18 protein-coding genes are annotated in these 19,819 nt (G+C 65.3%); 7 read left to right on the top strand and 11 right to left on the bottom strand.

The genetic code is table 11. From position 1 onward, the window contains the following. Window positions 1-3 precede the first annotated feature (3 nt). Window positions 4-795, top strand: coding sequence for an N-acetylmuramoyl-L-alanine amidase (locus I3J27_RS38370; protein ID WP_370692001.1), 792 nt, complete (start codon window positions 4-6; stop codon window positions 793-795). 31 nt (window positions 796-826) lie between these two features. Here I3J27_RS38370 and I3J27_RS38365 read toward each other — a convergent pair whose 3' ends face one another. From I3J27_RS38365 to I3J27_RS38355, 3 genes are all read right to left on the bottom strand, one after another. Continuing rightward, window positions 827-2,434, bottom strand: a complete 1,608-nt coding sequence (locus I3J27_RS38365) for a Na+/H+ antiporter (RefSeq protein WP_270163996.1) — start codon at window positions 2,432-2,434, stop codon at window positions 827-829. A gap of 49 nt (window positions 2,435-2,483) precedes the next feature. Next, window positions 2,484-3,341: a class A beta-lactamase gene (bla, locus tag I3J27_RS38360; protein WP_270163995.1), complete on the bottom strand. Its 858-nt coding sequence runs from the start codon at window positions 3,339-3,341 to the stop codon at window positions 2,484-2,486. Between the two features lie 195 nt (window positions 3,342-3,536). After that, window positions 3,537-3,911, bottom strand: coding sequence for a nuclear transport factor 2 family protein (locus I3J27_RS38355; RefSeq protein ID WP_270163994.1), 375 nt, complete (start codon window positions 3,909-3,911; stop codon window positions 3,537-3,539). Between the two features lie 94 nt (window positions 3,912-4,005). Between I3J27_RS38355 and I3J27_RS38350 the strand changes: the two genes are divergently transcribed. Continuing rightward, entirely contained in the window at window positions 4,006-4,434 is a 429-nt protein-coding gene (locus I3J27_RS38350) for a GFA family protein (RefSeq protein ID WP_270163993.1), read from the top strand. Between the two features lie 183 nt (window positions 4,435-4,617). Beyond that, entirely contained in the window at window positions 4,618-6,432 is a 1,815-nt protein-coding gene (locus tag I3J27_RS38345) for a caspase family protein (protein ID WP_270163992.1), read from the top strand. Window positions 6,433-6,483: 51 nt separating this feature from the next. On the opposite strand, the gene I3J27_RS38340 is transcribed toward I3J27_RS38345, so the two are convergent. Further along, window positions 6,484-7,173: a DUF1345 domain-containing protein gene (locus I3J27_RS38340; protein WP_270163991.1), complete on the bottom strand. Its 690-nt coding sequence runs from the start codon at window positions 7,171-7,173 to the stop codon at window positions 6,484-6,486. Between the two features lie 9 nt (window positions 7,174-7,182). Further along, a complete protein-coding gene (locus I3J27_RS38335) occupies window positions 7,183-8,106 on the bottom strand; it encodes a polyprenyl synthetase family protein (protein WP_145638445.1) in 924 nt (307 codons plus the stop codon). 161 nt (window positions 8,107-8,267) lie between these two features. Here I3J27_RS38335 and mtgA point away from each other — a divergent pair, with 161 nt between their 5' ends. The 3 genes from mtgA to I3J27_RS38320 all read left to right on the top strand — a co-directional run bounded on the left by mtgA (window position 8,268) and on the right by I3J27_RS38320 (window position 10,079). After that, entirely contained in the window at window positions 8,268-8,942 is a 675-nt protein-coding gene (mtgA, locus tag I3J27_RS38330) for a monofunctional biosynthetic peptidoglycan transglycosylase (protein ID WP_270163990.1), read from the top strand. 168 nt (window positions 8,943-9,110) lie between these two features. Beyond that, on the top strand, window positions 9,111-9,293 hold the full coding sequence (rpmF, locus tag I3J27_RS38325; protein WP_007598106.1) for a 50S ribosomal protein L32: 183 nt from the start codon (window positions 9,111-9,113) through the stop codon (window positions 9,291-9,293). Between the two features lie 144 nt (window positions 9,294-9,437). Beyond that, the gene (locus I3J27_RS38320) at window positions 9,438-10,079 is read left to right on the top strand and encodes a hypothetical protein (RefSeq protein WP_270163986.1); all 642 of its coding nucleotides are present in this window, start codon (window positions 9,438-9,440) and stop codon (window positions 10,077-10,079) included. A 122-nt stretch (window positions 10,080-10,201) separates the two neighbouring features. Here the strand turns inward: I3J27_RS38320 and I3J27_RS38315 are convergent, their stop codons facing one another. After that, window positions 10,202-10,462, bottom strand: a complete 261-nt coding sequence (locus tag I3J27_RS38315; RefSeq protein ID WP_270163985.1) for a hypothetical protein — start codon at window positions 10,460-10,462, stop codon at window positions 10,202-10,204. 222 nt (window positions 10,463-10,684) lie between these two features. Between I3J27_RS38315 and I3J27_RS38310 the strand changes: the two genes are divergently transcribed. Continuing rightward, entirely contained in the window at window positions 10,685-12,376 is a 1,692-nt protein-coding gene (locus tag I3J27_RS38310; RefSeq protein ID WP_270163984.1) for a bifunctional diguanylate cyclase/phosphodiesterase, read from the top strand. Between the two features lie 114 nt (window positions 12,377-12,490). Here I3J27_RS38310 and I3J27_RS38305 read toward each other — a convergent pair whose 3' ends face one another. From I3J27_RS38305 to I3J27_RS38285, 5 genes are all read right to left on the bottom strand, one after another. Next, on the bottom strand, window positions 12,491-13,999 hold the full coding sequence (locus I3J27_RS38305; protein ID WP_270163983.1) for a tripartite tricarboxylate transporter permease: 1,509 nt from the start codon (window positions 13,997-13,999) through the stop codon (window positions 12,491-12,493). A 4-nt stretch (window positions 14,000-14,003) separates the two neighbouring features. Beyond that, a complete protein-coding gene (locus I3J27_RS38300) occupies window positions 14,004-14,489 on the bottom strand; it encodes a tripartite tricarboxylate transporter TctB family protein (protein WP_270163982.1) in 486 nt (161 codons plus the stop codon). A gap of 145 nt (window positions 14,490-14,634) precedes the next feature. Continuing rightward, window positions 14,635-15,612, bottom strand: coding sequence for a tripartite tricarboxylate transporter substrate binding protein (locus tag I3J27_RS38295; protein WP_270163981.1), 978 nt, complete (start codon window positions 15,610-15,612; stop codon window positions 14,635-14,637). A 203-nt stretch (window positions 15,613-15,815) separates the two neighbouring features. Further along, window positions 15,816-18,683, bottom strand: coding sequence for a PAS-domain containing protein (locus tag I3J27_RS38290; protein WP_270163980.1), 2,868 nt, complete (start codon window positions 18,681-18,683; stop codon window positions 15,816-15,818). 236 nt (window positions 18,684-18,919) lie between these two features. After that, window positions 18,920-19,795 (bottom strand): GNAT family N-acetyltransferase, encoded by an 876-nt coding sequence (locus I3J27_RS38285; RefSeq protein ID WP_270163979.1) that lies wholly within the window; start codon window positions 19,793-19,795, stop codon window positions 18,920-18,922. Window positions 19,796-19,819 lie beyond the last annotated feature (24 nt).

The following is a 19,819-nucleotide window of genomic DNA, read 5'->3' as shown; positions in this document are numbered from 1 at the left end:
GCCATCGCCGCTGTCGCTGTTTCGCTGATCCCGCTTTTGATTTCGTCAGTTGACCCTGGCCAGGCGGCAGGGACGCGGAAGGTGGCAAAGGCGAAACCGAGGGCGTTCACGCCGGAAAAGTGCGAGCCGCGAAAATTCCGCATCATCGTGGATGTCGGGCACACGCCGGACTCCTACGGCGCGTTGAGTGCGCGCAATGATCCGGAGTTCGGCTTCAACTTCCGTCTCGCAACACTCGTCACGGCGAAACTCAAATCCGAAGGCTTTGCCGCGACCCGCCTGCTCGTCACCGACGGCAAGGCGCGGCCGAGCCTGTTCAAGCGCGTCGGTGCCGCGAATGACGGCCGGGCCGATCTGTTCCTGTCGATCCATCATGATTCTGTGCCGGACAAGCTGCTCGAGACCTGGGAATTCGACGGCGCACACAGCTATTTCAGCGACCGCTTTTCGGGCCACTCGCTGTTCGTGTCGCGCCAGAATCCGCATTTCGCCACCAGCCTGATGCTAGCGCGGATGATCGGCCGGCAGTTGAAGGAGCAGGGCCTGCACTATGCCAGCCAGTACACAATGCCGGTGATGGGCCGCTACCGCCGCCAATTGCTCGACAAGGATGTCGGCGTCTACCGCTATGATGGGCTCGTCGTGCTGTCGCGGACGAGGAGCGCCGCGGTGCTGCTCGAAGCCGGCTCGATCATCAACCGCGACGAGGAGATGACGATGAACTCGTCGGAGCGGCAGGAGACGATTGCGGGGGCCGTTGCGGCAGCGGTCGGGGAGTTCTGCGAGAAGCGGTAGCTGGCTCCGTCGCGCCCGCAATGACGGGAAGCTACAGCGGCGCGCCCCGATACTCCCGGTTCGCCAAACTCGCTTCCTCCAGATCGAGATCGCGTTCGATCCGCCGCCGTGTCTCGTCCGTGATCTGGCCGTCGCGCAGGAGGTTGTGGATGAATTTGCGCTCGGCGGCGATCAAATCGCGCGTCAGCGCAGTGCCGGCGGCGGAGACGTCGTGATGGGTGGGATCGAGCGATTCGGGAAGCTGGTTGACGCGGATCTCGTGGCGCGCGCGCAGGAGCCGCATGACTTCGTCGGAAACGTCCTTTTCGGCGGTCAGCGCGTCGAGCGATTTCAGTGCGGCATCGAGCGCCTGGCGGCGCGCGGCGATCTCGGCCTCGTGCTCGGCGGCATGCTCGTTGCGGCCGGCCTCGGCGACGCCGAGCCAGCGCACCACCGGCGGCAGCGTCAGACCGACGCCGATCAGCGTGACGAAGATGACGCCGAAGGCGACGAACAGGATCAGGTCGCGATAGGGAAAGGCATTGCCGTCAGGCAGCGTGAACGGCAGTGCCAGCGCGGCCGCCAGCGACACCGCGCCGCGCACGCCGGTGAAGGCGAGCGTGAACGGCCATTGCCATGGCGGGGACGGATCGCGCTCGCGCAGCGATTTGCTGAGGATCCGCGGCAGATAGGTCGCGGGATAGAGCCAGGCGAAGCGTGCGATCACGACGATCACCAGGACGACGGCGGTCGCAATGAGAATGTCGTCGAGCGGGAACGCCTTCGATTTCTCGTAGAGCGCGCGCATCTGGAAGCCGGTGAGCAGGAACAGCAAGCCCTCGATCAGATAGATCACGAGGTCCCAGAAGAAGATGCCTTGCAGGCGCGTCGCCGACGAGATCAGCAGCGGGCCGTTCCAGCTCACGTACAGGCCGCAGGCCACGGTGGCGATCACGCCGGAACCGCCGACATGCTCGGGCAGCCAGTAGGAGACGTAGGGCGTGATCAGCGACAGCGTCAGCTCGACCTGAGAATCCCTGGACCATTTGCGGAAGCGAAGCGAGAGCCAGCCGACGCCGATACCGAAGGCGATCTCGCTGGCGACGATCAGCAGGAATTCGCCGGCCGCGAGCGGCAGCGAGAAATGCCCGACCATGATGGCGGCGAGCGCGAAGCGGTAGAGGATCAGCGCGGTGGCATCGTTGGCGAGCCCCTCACCCTCGAGGATGACGAGGAGCCGGCGCGGCATGTTCAGCCGGCGCGCGATCGCGAGCGGCGCCACCACGTCGGGCGGTGCGACGATCGCTCCAAGCAGGAAGCCGACGGTCCAGGGCAGGCCGATCAGATAATGCGTTGCCGTCGCAACAAGCGCGGCGGTGAAGATCACCGCGCCGACCGCAAGCAGCACGATCGGGCGAAGGTTGTTCCGGAACTCGCGCCAGCTCATGGCGACGCTCGCCGAGTAGATCAGCGGCGGCAGCACCATCAGCAGCACCAGCTCGGGCGGCAATTCCACCGGCGGCATCCCCGGCACGAAGGCGAGGCCGACGCCCGCGAGCATCATCAGGATGGCCGGCGCAACGTTGAAGCGGCGCGCGACAAGCGCGGTGCCCGCCAACGCGGCGAGCAGGATGAGAAAGGTCTGAAATTTCGCTTCCATGATGGTCTGTCTTGACCCGGAAGCAGCCGCAAGGTCAATGCGGCGTGGTTCAGGCCAGCCGTTCAGCCACCATCCGTCCGATGCGAGCGAACACCGCCTCGATCTGAGCGGCGTTGGGCGTGCCACCCTGGGTATAGGCTGCGATCAGGATCGGCGTATCGGGTTTGGGCCAGGCGACCGCGACGTCGCCCGATGCATCCTTGCCGTTGTTGCCGGTCTTGTCGCCGATCTTCCAGTCTGCCGGCAGGCCGCCGCGCAGCCGGTTCGCGCCGGTCCTGCAGCCCACCATCCATTCGGTGAGCTGGGCGCGCGAGGCCGGCGACAGCGCTTCGCCCGTCACCAGACGCTTCAGATTGCCGGCCATCGCCGCGGGTGTCGTCGTGTCATGAGGATCGCCCGGCGGCGAGCGGTTGAGCTCGGGCTCGTTGTGGTCGAGCCGCGAGTTGGTATCGCCGATCGACCGCCAGAATGAGGTGAGCGCGGCCGGTCCGCCGATCCGCGCCAGCAGCATATTGGCGCAGGTGTTGTCGCTGAGCTCGACGATCGCCTTGCACATTTCGGCGACCGACATCTTGCCGGCCGCGAGATTTTGTTTCGCAACCGGTGCGTACTCCAGCAGGTCGTCCTTGCCGTAAGCGATCGTGGCCGCAAGCTGCTCCTCGCCGCGATCGACCCGCGCCAGCACGCAAGCCGCCAGCGAAGCCTTGAAGGTCGAGCACATGACGAACCGCTCGTCGGCGCGCCAGGCGAGTTTTTTTCCGGTCGCGAGATTTTCTGCGTGGACCCCGATCCGCCCGCCGCTCTCGCGCTCATAAGCTTCGAGCTCCGGCGGCGCCTCCGCAGCGAGCGCGGGGGAAGCGGCCATCCAGCAGAGCGAGGCGAGCAGGGAGCGGCGGTCGAGAAGCATGGGGAGCTTTCAGGCGAGTGGACGTGGGCGGGGATGGAGCGCACCCTCTATCGGCACCGTCATTGCGAGGAGCGAAGCGACGAAGCAATCCAGTCTGTCTCCGCGGAGGGATTCTGGATTGCTTCGCTTCGCTCGCAATGACGGAGAATGGAGGGCGAGCGCGTCCGAATTCGGGCAGCGGAAGGCAAAGCCCCCTCACTCCCTCAGATCATACCGGTACGATTTCGACACGATCTGCCAGCCGTCGGCGAGCTTCATCGCTACCAGATAGTCGGTGAAATAGCGTGGCGGCAGCTGGCATTTGACCTTGATGAAGGCGGTGTTGTCGTCCGAACGATCGATGGTGACGATGAAATCCTCGCGCGGCTTGCCTTCCGCCTTGGCAGAGGGGCGCTTGCGTACCCAGGCGAGCCAGTCCGGCACGGTCAGGACCTTGAGCTCGCCCTTTTCCACCCAGCGCAAATCGGCGGAGGGGTGAAACACCGCGCCGAGCTTTTCGGCATCGCCGTCGTAAAGTCCGTCAAAATAGGATTGCACGACGGCTTCGACGCTTGAACGGTCCTGGTTCATGGGTCATCCCTTTGAATGATGGCTTGGGGCGAACTTAGTCGTACACATCAAAATGCGCTATGGGTGTGTCAGCCATTTGCGCGAAGGCGTCGTCATGACCGCATCAGAAAATTCGAACGCTCGTATCCTCGCCGGCGAATGCTATTGCCGTGCCGTGCGCTTTGAGGTGGCGGATGCCTTCTCCTATGCGATGAACTGCCACTGCTCGAACTGCCGCCGTACCACCGGCTCCGCCTTCAAGCCGTTCGCGGGGATCACGCAGGACAAGCTCCGTATCGTCCAGGGCGAGGACAAGCGCCTCATCTACGGGGACGACACGACCCATGATGCTCACTGCGCCCGGTGCGGCTCGCTGCTTTATTCCCAGGTGCGCGAGGGCAAATGGGTCCATGTCGCCATGGGAACCCTGGTCGATGCCCCCTCAATCCGGCCAAGCGTCCATATTTTCGTGGGCTCGAAGGCGGCTTGGCACGAGATTACGGACGATCTGCCGCAATATCGGGGGCACGTCGGAGATGGCTGATGGAACCCGCTCCGCGACGCGCATTTGCCGGCGAACCGCGCCGCCGCTGGTGCGACATACAGAAGGGGTCTTTCGCCCGGGTGCCGGCGCCGCCTTCGTGACCTCCATCACAAGCGCCAGCGGAAGATCCTGCTAAAGCGGTCCAAAGGGCTCGAAATGCCCCGAATTTTCGGAAGTCGTGTCATGCGCAATCTGCTCAGACTTTGTCCGCTTCTCCTGGCCGCCGCGCTGCTGTTCGGCACTGAACCCGCTTTCGCCGCCAAGCGCGTCGCGCTGGTGATCGCCAATTCGGCCTACCAGCATGCGCCGTCGCTTTCCAATCCCGTCAACGACGGCTCGGTGATGGCGAAGACTCTGAAGGATGCCGGCTTCGACATCGTCGATTCCCGGCACGATCTGTCGGCCCAGGACACGCGGCGCGTGCTGCGCGAGTTCGCTGATGCGACCCGCAGTGCCGACATCGCCGTGGTCTACTATGCCGGTCACGGCATCGAGGTCGAAGGCTCGAACTATCTGATCCCGGTCGACGCCAGGCTCGAGCGCGACACCGACGTGTACGACGAGGCGCTCTCGCTCGACCGCGTCCTGGTCGCGGTCGAACCTGCCAAACAGCTTCGCTTGGTGATCCTGGATGCCTGCCGCGACAATCCGTTCGGCAAGACCATGAAGCGCACGATCGTCTCGCGCGGCATCGGGCGTGGTCTGGCCCAGGTCGAGCCGACCAGCCCGAACACGCTGATCGCCTATTCGGCCAAGGCCGGATTCACCGCGCAGGACGGCGACGGCGCCAACAGCCCGTTTACGGTCGCGCTGTCGAAGCATCTGACGACGCCGGGCCTCGACGTCCGCCGCGCCTTCGGCTTCGTGCGGGACGATGTGCTCAAGTCGACCGGCAACAAGCAGGAGCCGTTCGTGTACGGCTCGCTCGGTGGCGAGGACGTTCCGCTGGTCCCGGTCAAGGTGGTGGCCGCAGCGCCAGTCGCGCCTGTGGCGAACCCGCAGGCCGATATCCGTCGCGACTACGAGCTGGCGCTCCAGGTCGGCAACAAGGCGGCGTGGGATGCCTTCCTCGCTCAGCATTCCGACGGTTTCTATGCGAGCCTCGCCAAGCTGCAGGTCGAGAAAATCGGCGCCGAGCAGGCCCATGCCGCGGCGATCGAGAAGGCGAAGCAGGCCGAGGCCGAGCGTGATCGTCTCGCCGCCCTCGGCGCGCAGAAGGATGCGCAGGCCAGGGCCGCGGCCGATGCCAAGGCCGCCGAGCAGGCGCAGCTCGCCGCGCAGAAGGCGAAAGAGCAGGCGCAACAGCAGGCGGCCGCCGCCGAGCAGCAGCGCGTCAACCTCGCCGCCACTGCGCCGAGCGCTGCGCCCGCCAGCACGGCGAGCCCCGCCGGCACCAACGTCGCTTCGCTGACGCCGGCGACCGCGCCGGCCGACCTCAGCCGCTCGGTGCAGACCGAGCTCGGGCGCGTCGGCTGCTTCTCCGGGCAGGCGGACGGCAACTGGAACACGTCCTCGCAGCGGTCGCTGTCGCAGTTCAACCGCTATGCCGGCACTAAGCTCGACGTGAAGGTGGCGAGCACCGATGCGCTCGATACCGTCAAGTCAAAGCCGTCGCGCGTTTGCCCGCTGGTTTGTGAGCACGGCTTCAAGGTCGACGGCGACAAGTGCAGCAAGATCGTCTGCCGTGACGGCTATGCGATCAACGACGATAATGAATGCGAGAAGCAGCGTGCCGCCAAGCCTGCAACGGCCAAGCCTGCAACCGCCAGACGCGACGACAGCGATGACCGGCCGGCGCGGCAGCGTCGTCAGTCGGGTGGTGCGGCCGCTGGAGCGGCGGGCGGTATCGCTGCGGCCGGCGCGGGTCGCGCTGCGGGCGGTGGCGGACAGGTCTTTTGCAACGATCTGCTCTGCCGTCCCGTCAGGCGCGGCTGTCGCCTCGAATATCGCGGCGGCGGTGGCCCTCACGTTGATGCCAATGTGGAGGTCTGCAACTAAGAGTGCTGCTTTCGCGACATAGTCCCGGCGAAGCCGGGACTATGTCGCTGATCACGTCGCGATCGCGCTCGCCGCGATGTTCACCGTCAGCGCCAGCAGCGCCGTGTTGTAGATGAATGAGATGATGCCGTGCGCGGTGGCGGTACGGCGGATGATCTTGTCGGAGATGCCGACGTCGGAGACCTGCGCGGTCATCCCGATCACGAACGAGAAATAGACGAAGTCCCAATAGTCGGCGTGGTCTTCCTTGTCCCCGCTCGGGAATTGCAACCCGCCCGACGGGGGGCGGTAATATTCATGGGCGTAGTGCAACGCGAAGGTCGTGTGCACGGCGGCCCAGGACAGTGCGATGGTGGAGATCGCAATGGTCAGCTCCGCAGCACCGCGATGCGGCGTGCCGAGCTCGGAGACGATCGCGGCGATACTCGCGAAGGCGCCGATCGCCGTGACCAGCAGGATCACGAAGCGGCCGTCGTCCTGCATCGCCGCAGCACGGCGGATGTGCTGGTGGTCGTTGCACAGCATCATCGCGTAGACCAGCACGAGATAGACCGCGATCAGCGCATCCCAGCCGAACAGGAGCCGCGTCACCAGCCGGTGCGAGCCCGGCAGCAGCAGGCAGACCAGAACGCCGGCCGCGAGCGCGATGAAGGTACGCGGCCGCGCATAGATCAGCCGCACCGGCCGCGACATCTTGCGGAAGCGGACGAGGACCGGATCCTCTTTGCCGCCGGCTGCCATCGATGCGCGTCAGTTCTTCCGCTCGGCCACGAAGCGCGCCGCGGCTTGCAGCACGGCGGCGCGGTCGCCGAAGATCGACACGGCGCTGTCGGCCCGCGCGAGCAGGTCGCGCACGCGCTGCTTGGCGCCTTCGATGCCGAGCTGGGTGACGAAGGTGGTTTTGCCGAGTGCGGCATCGGCGCCGGCCGGCTTGCCGAGGGCTGCCGCATCGCCTTCGACGTCGAGCAGATCGTCGGCGATCTGGAAGGCTTCGCCGAGCGCGCGGCCGTAATCGTCGAGCGCCTGATATTCTTTCTGGGAGGCCTGGCCGAGGATCGCTCCGGCGATGCAGCCGTAGCGCAACAGCGCGCCGGTCTTCATCTGCTGAATCCGGGCGACATCGATCGGTTCATTGCCGCCGAAGCGGCCTTCGCCGGCGAGGTCGAGGATCTGGCCGCCGACCATGCCGCCGATGCCGGCGCAGCGCGCCAGCGCGCGCGTCAGCAGCAGGCGCACATTGGCGTCGCGATGGATCTCGTCGCGGGTGACGATGTCGAAGGCGAGCGTCAGCAGGCCATCGCCGGCAAGGATCGCGGTGGCGTCATCGGTCTTCTTGTGCAGGGTGGGGCGACCGCGGCGCAGGTCCGAATTGTCCATCGCCGGCAGATCGTCATGGATCAGCGAATAGCAGTGGATGCATTCGAGCGCGGCGCCGACGAGCAGTGCCGCTTCGCGCGGAACGCCGAACACGGCGGCACTCTCGACCACCAGGAACGGCCGCAGACGCTTGCCGCCGTTCAGGCTCGAATAGCGCATTGCGTCCATCAGTCGCTTGGGCCGGGCGATCTCATCGTGCAGGATGTCGTCCGACAGCAGGCGGCCGAGCAGCGCCTCGGTGTCATCAGCGGTCTTGTCCAGACGTTTGGCGAAATCGGACGGGGACGTGCCGGTCATCAAGAAGGGCTCCAGAACTAAAATTCGGCGGGACAATCCTTTATGAGCCCGCCCCAGTCAATCGTTTGGAAGGCCTAAAAAGTGCTGGAAAAGGCCCGAATTATCACAGACTTAATGGCGGGATCCGTGGCCGCGTTTCAATTTGCGCCGGAAAGGTCGATTTGCGCATCGTTAAAATCCTGCTGGTAGCGCTCGCGGTCGTGGTTCTCGCGCCTTATGTGATCGCGCCGTTTTACCGCACCGGCCATCCGGTTTCGACGCTGATGGCCTGGCGCAGCTTGCGGGGCGCGCCGATGCATCGGGAATGGATCGATCTGGCGGCGATGTCGCCCTATTTGCCGCGCTCGGTGGTGGCGGCCGAGGACGCCCATTTCTGCAAGCACCATGGCATCGACTGGGGCGCGCTGCGCGAGGCGATCGACGACGCGCAGGAGGACGGGACGCCGTTCCGGGGCGCCTCCACCATCACCCAGCAGGTGGCGAAAAACCTGTTCCTCTGGCAGGGGCGGGATTTCGTCCGCAAGGCGCTGGAATTCCCGCTGGCGCTGTGGATCGACCTCGTCCTGCCAAAGCCGCGGATTCTGGAGATTTACCTCAACATCGCCGAGCTCGGCGCCCAGGGGCAGTTCGGGGTGGAGACGGCCAGTGCCTACGCCTTCGGCAAGTCGGCGGCCAGCCTGTCCCCGCGGGAGGCGGCCCTTCTGGCCTCGACCTTGCCGAATCCGGTCAAACGCAGCGCCAGGACCCCCGGGCCGGGCGTCCGGCGGTTGGCCGGGACCTATGTGGCGAGGGCGCAGGCCTCTTCGCTTTCGACCTGCTGGCGGGAAAATCGCTGATTTCGAGCCCATTTCGGGCGTATTTTCCGACCCAAAAGCCTAGCTTTACGGCCAGCCTTCCTCTATAAGCCCGGCCTTGATCGGCATTCAGCTCGCCTCCTATTGCGGGTGCTGAGCCGTCCCTCGCGGACGATGCCCTGACCACACCAATCCCTAGAGGATATTGAAATGGCCGTTCCGAGAAGAAAAACCTCGCCGTCGCGTCGTGGCATGCGCCGCTCGGCAGACGCCATCAAGAAGCCGACCTACGTGGAAGACAAGGATTCCGGCGAACTCCGTCGTCCGCACCATCTCGACCTCAAGACCGGCATGTACAAGGGCCGTCAGGTCCTGAAGAAGAAAGAGTCCTGAGTTAAGGACCCTTCTCCGGGCAGGTTGATTTGACCTGCCTGATTTCGGCCAACCCATGAGATATGACAGTGACGGCGGCGGAGCCAAATGCTTCGCCGTCGCGTTGTCTTGCCCGGATATCTAGATCGAGAAGGCATTTCGCCGATGGTCGGTTTCCCGCTGCTTCTGATTCCGCTCGCGGTCTACAACATCATCGCCTTCCTGATGCCGACCGTGTCCTTTACGGACGTGCTGTTCAAGGTGCCGATGGTGTCCGGCGAGACCTGGCCGGTCACGCTTGCCGATTTGATGCTGGCGCTCGGGATCGTGCTGCTGCTGTTAGAGGTGGTCAAAGGCGCGCGGCCCGGCTCGAAATTCCTGATGGATCATCTGCTGTCGCTGATCGTGTTTGGCGCGGCCGCAGCCGAATTCGTGATGTGGCCCAAATTCGGCAACTCCACCTATTTCCTGCTGGTGCTGCTCGCGATGGCCGATTTCCTCGGTGGCATCGCCCAGCGCACGCGCCGCCGCGTCACCTATGTCGCCGAGACGACAGCGCCGGCGCCGCGCAAAGCCAAGCGCCGGGCCGAAGCGCCGGCCGATGAAATCGCAGCCGAGCCCAAGTTCGAGCCGGTCACCGCGCCGCAGGCAGCACCGGTGGTGCCGCCCGCGCCCTCGGCGCAGTCCGTCGCCGAATCCGTGTTGATGGATCACCCCGCGCCGAAGCCTGTGCCCTCGCCGGAAATTCCCTCGCCGCATCTTCAGCCGGGTAACGGCACACCGTCCTCGCCCGATACGCAGCGCTGATTTCTCTGGATCGGCACAGTCTCACCGCAACGTCGGTGTGCTCCCTGCGCCCGTTCTTACGGGGAGAGGGCTGGGTCAGGAGGACTCCGCAGGGACGGTGAGGGTTGGACTCGTCCTGCTTCTCAAGCCACCTGCCGCGTGCGCGCGGTGACGCTCGAAAGCGGGCGCTTGTCGCCATAGGCCATCTGCGCGTCTTCGGAAGAGGCGCGGCGGAGCCGGCTGGTCTGGGGCAGGTGCTCGGCATTGGCGATGAGCTGGGCGACGAAGCTCGGATCGGGGCGCGGCAGCGGCGCCTTGTGGACCCACTGCAACATCTGCAACTGCGGCACCAGGGCCGTGCCCGTGCCGTTATCCGCTTCGTCCGATCGATCAGTACCCAACATCGCTATCACCGTTAATCCGGCCGAGCCTGTCGCGTTTCGGGACGCTGGCGCCGGTGCGTGTCATGTACTCGCAAGGCCTATGCCGGCCGGGCCGATTTGGTTCCGGGAGCCCGCGAAACGTGGTTTCCAAATTGTTTATGAACTTTGCCTAGGGTCGGAGGCGAATCTGGCCGTATTCTGTGCCGGCTCAGGACTTCCCCGCTGTCCCGAAACGAGGCGATTTTGACCCCTGCATTGCCGCAAGCCTCCGACATCCTGGCCGCGCTCGGCCAGGCCGTGTTCGCCTGGGACATCGCCAGCGATGCCATCGTCTGGGGCGAGGTCGGCGCCGTCTTCCCCGGCATCCCGGCCGAGCGGCTCGCGACCGGCGCCGAATTCGCCAAGCTGATCGAGCCCGCGCAAATGCTCCGAACCGCCGCGCTGGCGCAGACCTCCGCCGTGCATGGCGCCGACGGCACGCCCTATCGCGTCGAATACGGCGTGCGCATGAGCGCCTCCGATCCCCTAGTCTGGATCGAGGAGACCGGCCGCTGGTTCGCCGGCCCCGACGGCCGCCCCACGCGCGCGATCGGCTCCGTCCGTATCAACAATGAGCGCCATGCCCGCGACGAGGAGCTGACGAAGCTCGCCCGGCTCGATCCGCTGACCGGCGAGCTCAACCGCTCCCATCTGATCGCGGCGCTGGCCGAGGCGATCGAGGAGACGACCCGCTTCCGCTCGACCGCCGCCTTCATGCTGGTCGGCATCGATCATCTCGCCCGCGTCAACGACGCCTTCGGCTTCGACGTTGCCGACGCCGTCATCCTCGACGTCGCCAAGCGCATCCGCGCGCGGCTGCGCGGCGGTGACGTGCTCGGGCGCTTCTCCGGCAACAAGTTCGGCCTGATCCTGAAGAACTGCACCGTCGACGACATGAACGTCGCCGCCGAGCGCTTCCTCGCCGGCATCCGCGACGAGGTGGTGCCGACCAGATCCGGACCGGTGTCGGTCACCGCCTCGATCGGCGCAGTGAGCGTGCCGCGCTATGCCCGCAACACCGACGAGGCGGTCAATCGCGCCCATGAGACGCTGGACGCCGCCAAGCGCCGCCGCTCCGGCTCGTTCGCAGCCTGGCGTCCGGATCCCGCGCGCGACGCACAGCGCCGCGTCAACATTCGCGTCACCGACGAGATCGTGACAGCGCTGAACGAACGCCGCATCAGGCTCGCCTATGAGCCGGTGGTGTCGACGGCTTCGCGTGAGCGTGCCTTCCACGAATGTCTGGTGCGGATGGACCAGGGTGACGGTCAGGTGCTGCTCGCGCCCGACATCGTGCCGGTCGCCGAACGGCTCGGCCTGATCCGCCTGGTCGATCACCGCGTGCTCGAGCTCGTGGTCGCCGAGCTCGCGGCCGCGCCCGACATCTGCCTGAGCCTCAACATCTCGCCGGATACGACCATGGATCCGGACTGGTGGGCGGGGATCGAGTCGCTGATGCTGGCCCATCCCGGCGTTGCCGAGCGGCTGATCGTCGAGATCACCGAAACGGTCGCGATCCAGGACATCGATGACGTCCGCGGCTTTGTCACGCGGCTGAAGAATTTTGGCAGCCGCATCGCCATCGACGATTTCGGCGCCGGCTACACTTCGTTCCGCAACCTGCGCAAGCTCGGCGTGGATATCGTGAAGATCGACGGCGCGTTCGTGCAGAACATCACCCGTTCCGCCGACGACCGCGCCTTCGTGCAGACCCTGATCGACCTTGCCCGCCGGCTCGACATCAAGACCGTGGCCGAATGGGTGCAGGACGAAGAGGCCGCAAACATGCTGCGCGACTGGGGCTGCGACTACATCCAGGGCAGGTTGATCGGGCTGGCTTCAGCCGACCGCCCGTGGAGCGCGCCGCCGGATAATGCGCTGCCTGCGGCGGGCTGAGACACCGTAGGTGTCGTAGGGTGGGCAAAGCGAAGCGTGCCCATCACCTCTCTCCAACCCAGGCAGATCGTGGGCACGGCGCATGCGCGCCTTTGCCCACCCTACGGGATCTCCTCACGCCCCCTCGTCCAGCGCCACCAGCTCGCGCTTCTTGCGCAGCGCGGGCAGCAGGGGCGCGATCAGCAACACCATCGCCAGCGCAAGACACGCCGCCGAGATCGGCCGCTGCACGAAGGTCCAGAGATCGCCCTGCGACAGGATCAGCGACTTGCGCAGATTGTTCTCCAGCATCGGTCCGAGCACGAAGGCGAGCACCAGCGGCGCCGGCTCGTAGCCGAGCTTGCGCATGAAATAGCCGATGATCCCGAACGCAATCATCACATAGACGTCGAACACGTTGTTGCTCGAGCAGTACACGCCGAGGATCGTGAACAGGATGATCAGCGGAAAGAGAATGTTGTAGGGCAATTTGAGTAGCTGCACCCACATGCCGATCATCGGCAGATTGAGGATCAGCAGCATGACGTTGCCGATATACATGCTGGCGACGATGCCCCAGAACAGGCCGGGGTTTTGCGTGATCAGCAGCGGTCCGGGCTGAAGGCCGTGGATGACGAAGGCCCCGAGTAGCAGCGCCATCACCACGTTCGGCGGGATGCCAAGCGTCATCAGCGGAATGAATGCGCCGCCGGCCGCCGCGTTGTTGGCGGATTCGGGCCCCGCGACGCCCTCGATCGCGCCATGGCCAAAACGCTCCGGCGATTTCGATAGCCTTTTCTCCAGCGCATAGGATGCGAACGAGGCCACCACCGCGCCGCCCCCCGGCAGAATGCCGAGCAGGAATCCGAGCAGCGTGCCGCGCGCCACCGGGCCGGCGCTCGCCTGCCAGTCGGCCTTGTTGGGCAGAAGCTGGGTGATCTTGGCATTGATGATGTCGCGCTTGATGGCCTGCTCGGTATTGAGCAGCACCTCGGCGACGCCGAACAGGCCCATCACGACAGGCACCAGGCCGATGCCGTCGATCAGCTCCATGCGGCCGAAAGTCAGCCGCGGCTGCGCCGTGATGCTGTCGAGCCCGATCAGTCCCAGCACGACGCCGATGCAGGCCATCAGCAGCGCCTTCGGCATCGATCCCTGGGTGAGGAAGGTGAGTACGACGAGGCCGAGCACCATCAGGCTGAAATACTCGGCTGGCCCGAATGCGATCGCGATGCTGGCGAGTCTCGGCGCCACCAGCATCAAGGCGACCAGCGCGAACGTGCCGGCGATGAAGGAGCCGAACGCGGAGATGCCGAGCGCGGGGCCGGCGCGGCCCTGCTTCGCCATCTGGTGGCCGTCGATGCAGGTGACGACCGAGGCCGCTTCGCCGGGGATGTTGACCAGGATCGACGTGGTCGAGCCGCCATACATCGAGCCGTAGTAAATGCCGGCCATCATGATGATGCCGGATTCCGGCGTGCCCGACAGCGTCACGGGCAGCAGCAGCGACATCGCCGAGATCGGCCCGATGCCGGGCAGCACGCCGACCAGCGTTCCGATGAAGACGCCGATGAAGCAGTAGAGCAGGTTGATCGGCAGCAGCGCGACGCCGAACCCATGCGCGACGTTGACGAGCGTCTCCATGCGATCAGCCGATCCCGAACAGGCCTGAGGGCAGTTGAATCAGCAGCAGGCGCTTGAGCACCCACCACATGCCTGATGGCACCAGCACGGCGACCGGGATCGCGAGGGTCCAGCGCACGGGATCAATCACGCGCAGCAGCACCAGCATGAGCGGGATCGACGACAGCAGGAAGCCGAGCGGCTCCAGGGCGAAGGAGAATACGGTGAGGCAGGCGATGACGAGAAGCGGCTTGCTCCAGCGCACGTTCTCCCAGCGCGAAGCCAGCGTCGGTCCGCCCTCGGTGATGGCCGAGACGATGATGGAGGTGGCGAACACGCACATCAAAATGCCCGTGTAGAACAGAACATAGCCGGAGCCGGGATCGTTGATGGTGCCGAGCTTCAGTTTCAATCCTTGCCAGATCACGAAGCCAGCGAGCGCGAGCCCGATCAAGCCGCCCCAGAGTTCGGAGTTGCTGAGGCGGAGTTTGACGTTGGTTTGGTCGGTCATGTGTGCTCTCAGTTCGCCGTCATCCTGAGGTGGCGGAGCGCAGCGCAGCCCTCGAAGGGCGACGGTGCCCCGATCCATCCTTCGGGGCGAGCCGCAAGTATGGCTCGCACCTCAGGATGAGGCCAGCATGTGTGGCAGGGCAACTCTACTTCTTCGCAAGCCCGAGCGTATCGATCACCTTGCGCTCGGACTCCGTGACCTCGACGACGAACTTCTTGTAATCCTCGGTGTTCTTGTAGTTCGGCACCATGTCGTATTTGGCGAGCGTCGCGATCACCGCGGGGTCCTCGACCGCCTTCTTGAAGGCGTCGTGCAGCTTGGCGACGATCTTGGGATCCATGCCCTTCGGTCCGGCGATGCCGAACGGGGAATCATAGACCATGGGATAGCCGAGCTCCTTCAGCGTCGGCACGTCGGGATAGTTCGGCGACCGTGCGCCGGTCCACACCATCAGCAGCTTCAGCTTGCCGGCGTCGACCAGCGGCCGCCATCCCGTGGAATCGGCCTGCAGCATGGTGTGCCGTCCCAGCACGGCGGCGTTGGTTTCCGCGCCGCCCTTGAACGGCACCTGCGTCAGCTTGATGCCGGACATCGCCGCGATCTGCTCCATCCCGATATGCAGCGAGGTGCCGGTGCCGGGCGAGGCGTAGGTGACCTTGCCAGGATTGGCCTTGGCGAAATCGACCACGTCCTTCCAGGATTTGAACTGCGATTCCGCGCTGGTGGTCACGCCGAACGTATAGCCCGTGAGGTGAATGATGTAGGAAAAGTCCTTGGCCGGGTCCCATGACACCTCCTGCATCAGGGGCAGGCGGAAGACGGTGATGGGAATCTGCGAGATGGTGTAGCCGTCCGGTTTCGCGGCCGCAGCCATGGTCGCCGGCCCGACTGTGCCGCCGCCGCCCGCCTTGTTGTCGATCACGATCGGCTGCCCCAGCACCTTCGAGGCGCTGTCGGCGATCGCGCGCATCGAGATGTCGGTTGATCCGCCGGCGGGCCATGGCACGATCAGCGTGACCGGCTTGCTGGGATAGTCCTGCGCGCCGGCGGCGGTTGCGAGCAACGTGCCCATGACAAGGTGCATGGCGGCAAAGGCGATCGTCTTCAGCCCGAATCGCGACATCGAAGCTCCTCCCTCGCGGCGGCCTCATTGGACCGCCATTTCTCATTGTTATGCGGGATTGTCCCCGAAATCACGGGAGAAGAAAAGTGCATTGCGCGCGCCGCCCGCAAGAGACGGAGCGGCGATCCGGCCGGAAAAGACACGTGCGACAATTGGTCGTTTGGAGGCGTGCCGAGAGACGGAATTTGACGGGGTGGAAGCCCTTACGCCACGCGTCGAACCGCGGTCAGCGTCTCGATCGTGCGTCCGACTTCGGCCGCCGGGCAGGGCTTGCCGAAATAATATCCCTGCACCGCGGTGCAGCCGCACTCGCGGACGAAGTCGAGCTGCTCGATCGTTTCGACGCCCTCCGCCGTGGTCTCGACGCCGAGCACGGAGCCGAGGCTGGCGATGGTGCGAACGATGGCGATGCTCTCCGGGCTTTCGCCGAGCGTGCCGACGAAGGAGCGGTCGATCTTGATGCGATCGAACGGAAATTTGCGTAAGTAGCTCAGCGAGGAATAGCCGACGCCGAAATCGTCGAGGCTGACGCGCACTCCTAACGCGCGGAGCTGGTGCAGGATCTCGATCGTCGCCTCACTGTCATCGAGCAGCGCCGTTTCGGTGACCTCGAGCTCGAGCCGCTGCGGCGGCAGGCCGGCTTCGGCGAGTGCGCTCGTGACCATCGCGACCAGCCCGCGCGAGCGGAATTGCACCGGCGACAAATTGACCGCGACGGTGACATCCGGCCAGGATGCCGCGGTCGCGCAGGCCGTGCGCAGCACCCACTCGCCGATCGGAACGATCAACCCGTTCTCCTCCGCAAGCGGAATGAATTCGGCGGGGGAGACGAAGCCGCGTGACGGATGTTTCCAGCGCAGCAGCGCCTCGAAGCCGGTGAGTTCGGTTGTGTCGAGCCGCACCTGCGGTTGGAACACCAGATGGAATTCGCTGGCTTCCAGCGCGCCGCGCAGGTCCTGCTCCAGCGCATGCCGGCTGCGCGCCTCTTCCTCCATCTCGGGCTCGAACAGCTGAAAGACGCCGCGGCCTTTGGCCTTGGCCTGGTACAGCGCGAGGTCGGCGCATTTCATCAGCTCGTCGGCATCGAGCCCGTGATCGGGCGCGATCGCGATGCCGACGGAGACGCCGACATGGATCGACTGGCTCTCCAGCGGCGGCGGATGGCCGATGATCTCGACCAGGTGGCGGGCGAGCCTTTCCGCCGATTGCGGCTGCGGTCCGCGCTGGAGAACGGCGAATTCGTCGCCGCCGAGGCGGGCGACGGTATCGTGCTCGCCGACATTCTCCTTCAATCGTGCCGCGACCCAGCGCAGCAGCCGGTCGCCGGCGGCGTGGCCGAGCCGGTCGTTGACGGTCTTGAAATTGTCGAGGTCGAAGCACAGCACGGCCATGGCGCCGCCGGCGATCGCGACCTGGTTCAGCCCCTCGCCCATCTTCTCGCGGAACAGCGTTCGGTTGGGCAGGTCGGTGAGCGAATCATGCCGCGCCATGTGCGCGACGCGGGCCTGGGCCTTGTGGCGCTCGGTGACGTCCTCATAGGTAACGACCCAGCCGCCATGCTCCATCCGCTTGTGATTGAGCTTGATGATGCGGCCGTCGCTCAAGTGGCGGTGCAGCGTGTGCTCGCCTTCGCGCAGCCGCTCGACATAATCGGCATAGAGCCGCGCGGCCGTCGTGTTCTGATGGATGCCCAGATCGCAGCTGTGCTCCATGATCTCGCGCATCGAGACGCCGGGCTTCACGACGTCGGGCGACAAGCCGTACATCTCGATGTAGCGGCGGTTGCAGACGATGACGTGCAGGCTCGAATCGAGCATGCACAGGCCCTGGCTCATGTTGTTCAGCGCCGCGTCGAAGCGCCGATATTGCTCGCTCAGCTCCTCGATCGCGCGCTCGCGCTCGGTGATGTCCTCGTAAGTTGCGACGAAGCCGCCCTCGGGAAGGGCGCAGTATCTGACCGAGATCACGGTGTCGTTCGACATGCGCCGGCGCATCGGCGAGGAATCGCGGTTCGCGATCCGCGCGCTGGCGGCCTCCAGAAGCTGCTGGGGACTGTATTCGGACGCAAACGCGCCGTTTGCCATCGAGCGTTCGATCAGCTCGGCGAGGTGCGTGCCGGGCCTGGTCTCCTCCGGTGACAGCCGGTAGATCTTGCGGTAGGTGGTGTTGCAGACGCGCAGGCGCATGTCGCTGTCGTAGAAGGCGAGCCCGTGCGCCATGTTCTCCAGCGCCGCATCGAGGATGAAGTTCTGTTGTCTCAGCGTTTCCTCGTATTGCAGCCGCTCCGTGACGTCCTCATGCACCGTCACCCAGCCGCCGTCGGGCAGGAAGCGGGACACCGCCTGCACCATCCGTCCGTCGTAGCGCATCACCAGCAGGGTCTTCGCCTTCCTGGTGCGCACGTCCTCCAGCCTGGTGTCGTGGAATTCGTCCGCCGACATGCCCGGCAAATTGCCGCGCGACATCCAGTGCTCAATCACCGTGCCATGCGGGATACCCGGCTTCACGATCTCGGGGTCGAGGTTGTAGAGGTTCAGGAACCGCTCGTTGCAGACGACGACGCGGTCGTCGGTGTCATACATGATGAGGCCGTGCGACATGTTGGCGAGCGCGTGCTGGCTGCGCTCGGTCTGCACGCGCAATTCTGCCTCGAGCCGGGCGAGACGGCTGACGTCGTCGCAGATCGTCATCCAGCCGCCGCCGGGGAGGGGCTTCAGCTCCAGCGCCATGACGAGGCCGCTCGCCAGATGCTGCTCGGTCCGGAATGGCTTGCCGGCTGCGATCTGTGCGATCCGCGCCGAATACAGCGCATCGAGCTCGCCTTCCGGAAAGTTGCCGCGCGTCGCGCTGTGCGTCAGCACCTCGCGGTAGCTCGTGCCGACCCGCACGATATCGGCCGACATGTTGAAAAAGGAGAGGTAGCGCTGGTTGACCAGCACGATCCGGTTGTCGGCGTCGTAGACGCAGACGCCCTGCTCCATATGGTCGAGCGCAAGCTGGCTCAGCGCGACAAGAGCTTCCGGGCTCTGTTCGCGGCGTGCACCGGGCTCGTTATCGCAGGTCGACGTCATGGGATCGACAGGGTCTCGGCGGGCAATAAACTTGGCGCAACGTAATTCAGTCGCCGAGGGTAGCGAAGAGGCGGGAAAATTCCCTTAAGCGCAGTAGTTTACGGAGGGTGACTGGCGATGGAGAGATGCGTGCGCCGGCACGCGAATGCGCGGGAACTCACCGACACTGACTGGTGGGGTCATACCGCGGGCGCCGAGCTATCCTTCACGGGAAGGAGGGGAGGCTGCGGCCGCTGCTATGGCCCGTACAGCACGAGTTCCGTATCGGTGAGGTCGGCGAGCTGCGGCCGATGCGGGCCCTTGAAATATTTGCGGCCGCGGCGCTCGGTATAAATACCGGCGAGACCGGGAATCGGGCCGTTGGAATCGACCGCGACCGCGATCTTGCCGAGCCGCAGCAGCAGCCGGCCGATGCGGCCTGCGCAGGCGGCGTATTCGGCGGCGCTGCGGCAATAGATCAGCTTCATCGCGGGCGGGGCGATGAAACCGCGGCGGATGCGCACCGGTTGCAGGATGAAGGGGAACGCTCCTTGCGGCGTGCGGCAGACGAGGCTGAGGCAATTGTAGCGCGCATGCCGCGTCAAAAGCTCGGTCTCGTCGTCGGAAAGTCCCTCGATCGTCTTGATGTGCTGCGGGATGACCTCGATCTTGCTCCAGCGCGGGGGACGCGCCAGCGCAGGCACGGAGAAGAATATGCCCCTGCAATAGGCGCGGAAGCCCTGCGTTTCGATGATGGGCCAGGTCCACGGTGCCGGGCTGATGTTCAGATAGGTGACGTCCTTGTGCCGCTGCGCGATCTTGGTCAGCAGCGGGGCGTAGTTGCGGTAGGCCGGATCGACATACCAGCTCGACAAATTGCACTGGATGGCGGTCTCTTCGCCGTGCTTCCGTGTCGTGTAGATCAGCAGCAGCACGCCGACGGGCTCGCCGTCATTGTCGAGCATGTAACCGAAGCGCGGATAGCCCTCCGGTACGGGCCGGAAGGCCTGCCGTCGCAGGCCCTGCATCCAATAGTTCCGCGAGCGGCCGACGAAGCCGCGCGTCAGGAGGTCGGCGACCTTCTCGACGTCGGCCTCGGTGATCTCGCGGCATCGGACCTTGGTGTGGATCACGTTCGTCTTGCCCGTGGAAATGGT

The organism is Bradyrhizobium xenonodulans, from assembly GCF_027594865.1.
Classification (GTDB): Bacteria; Pseudomonadota; Alphaproteobacteria; order Rhizobiales; family Xanthobacteraceae; genus Bradyrhizobium; species Bradyrhizobium xenonodulans.
Note: the sequence above shows the minus strand (reverse complement) of the source record. Positions and strands in the feature narration are given on the sequence as shown.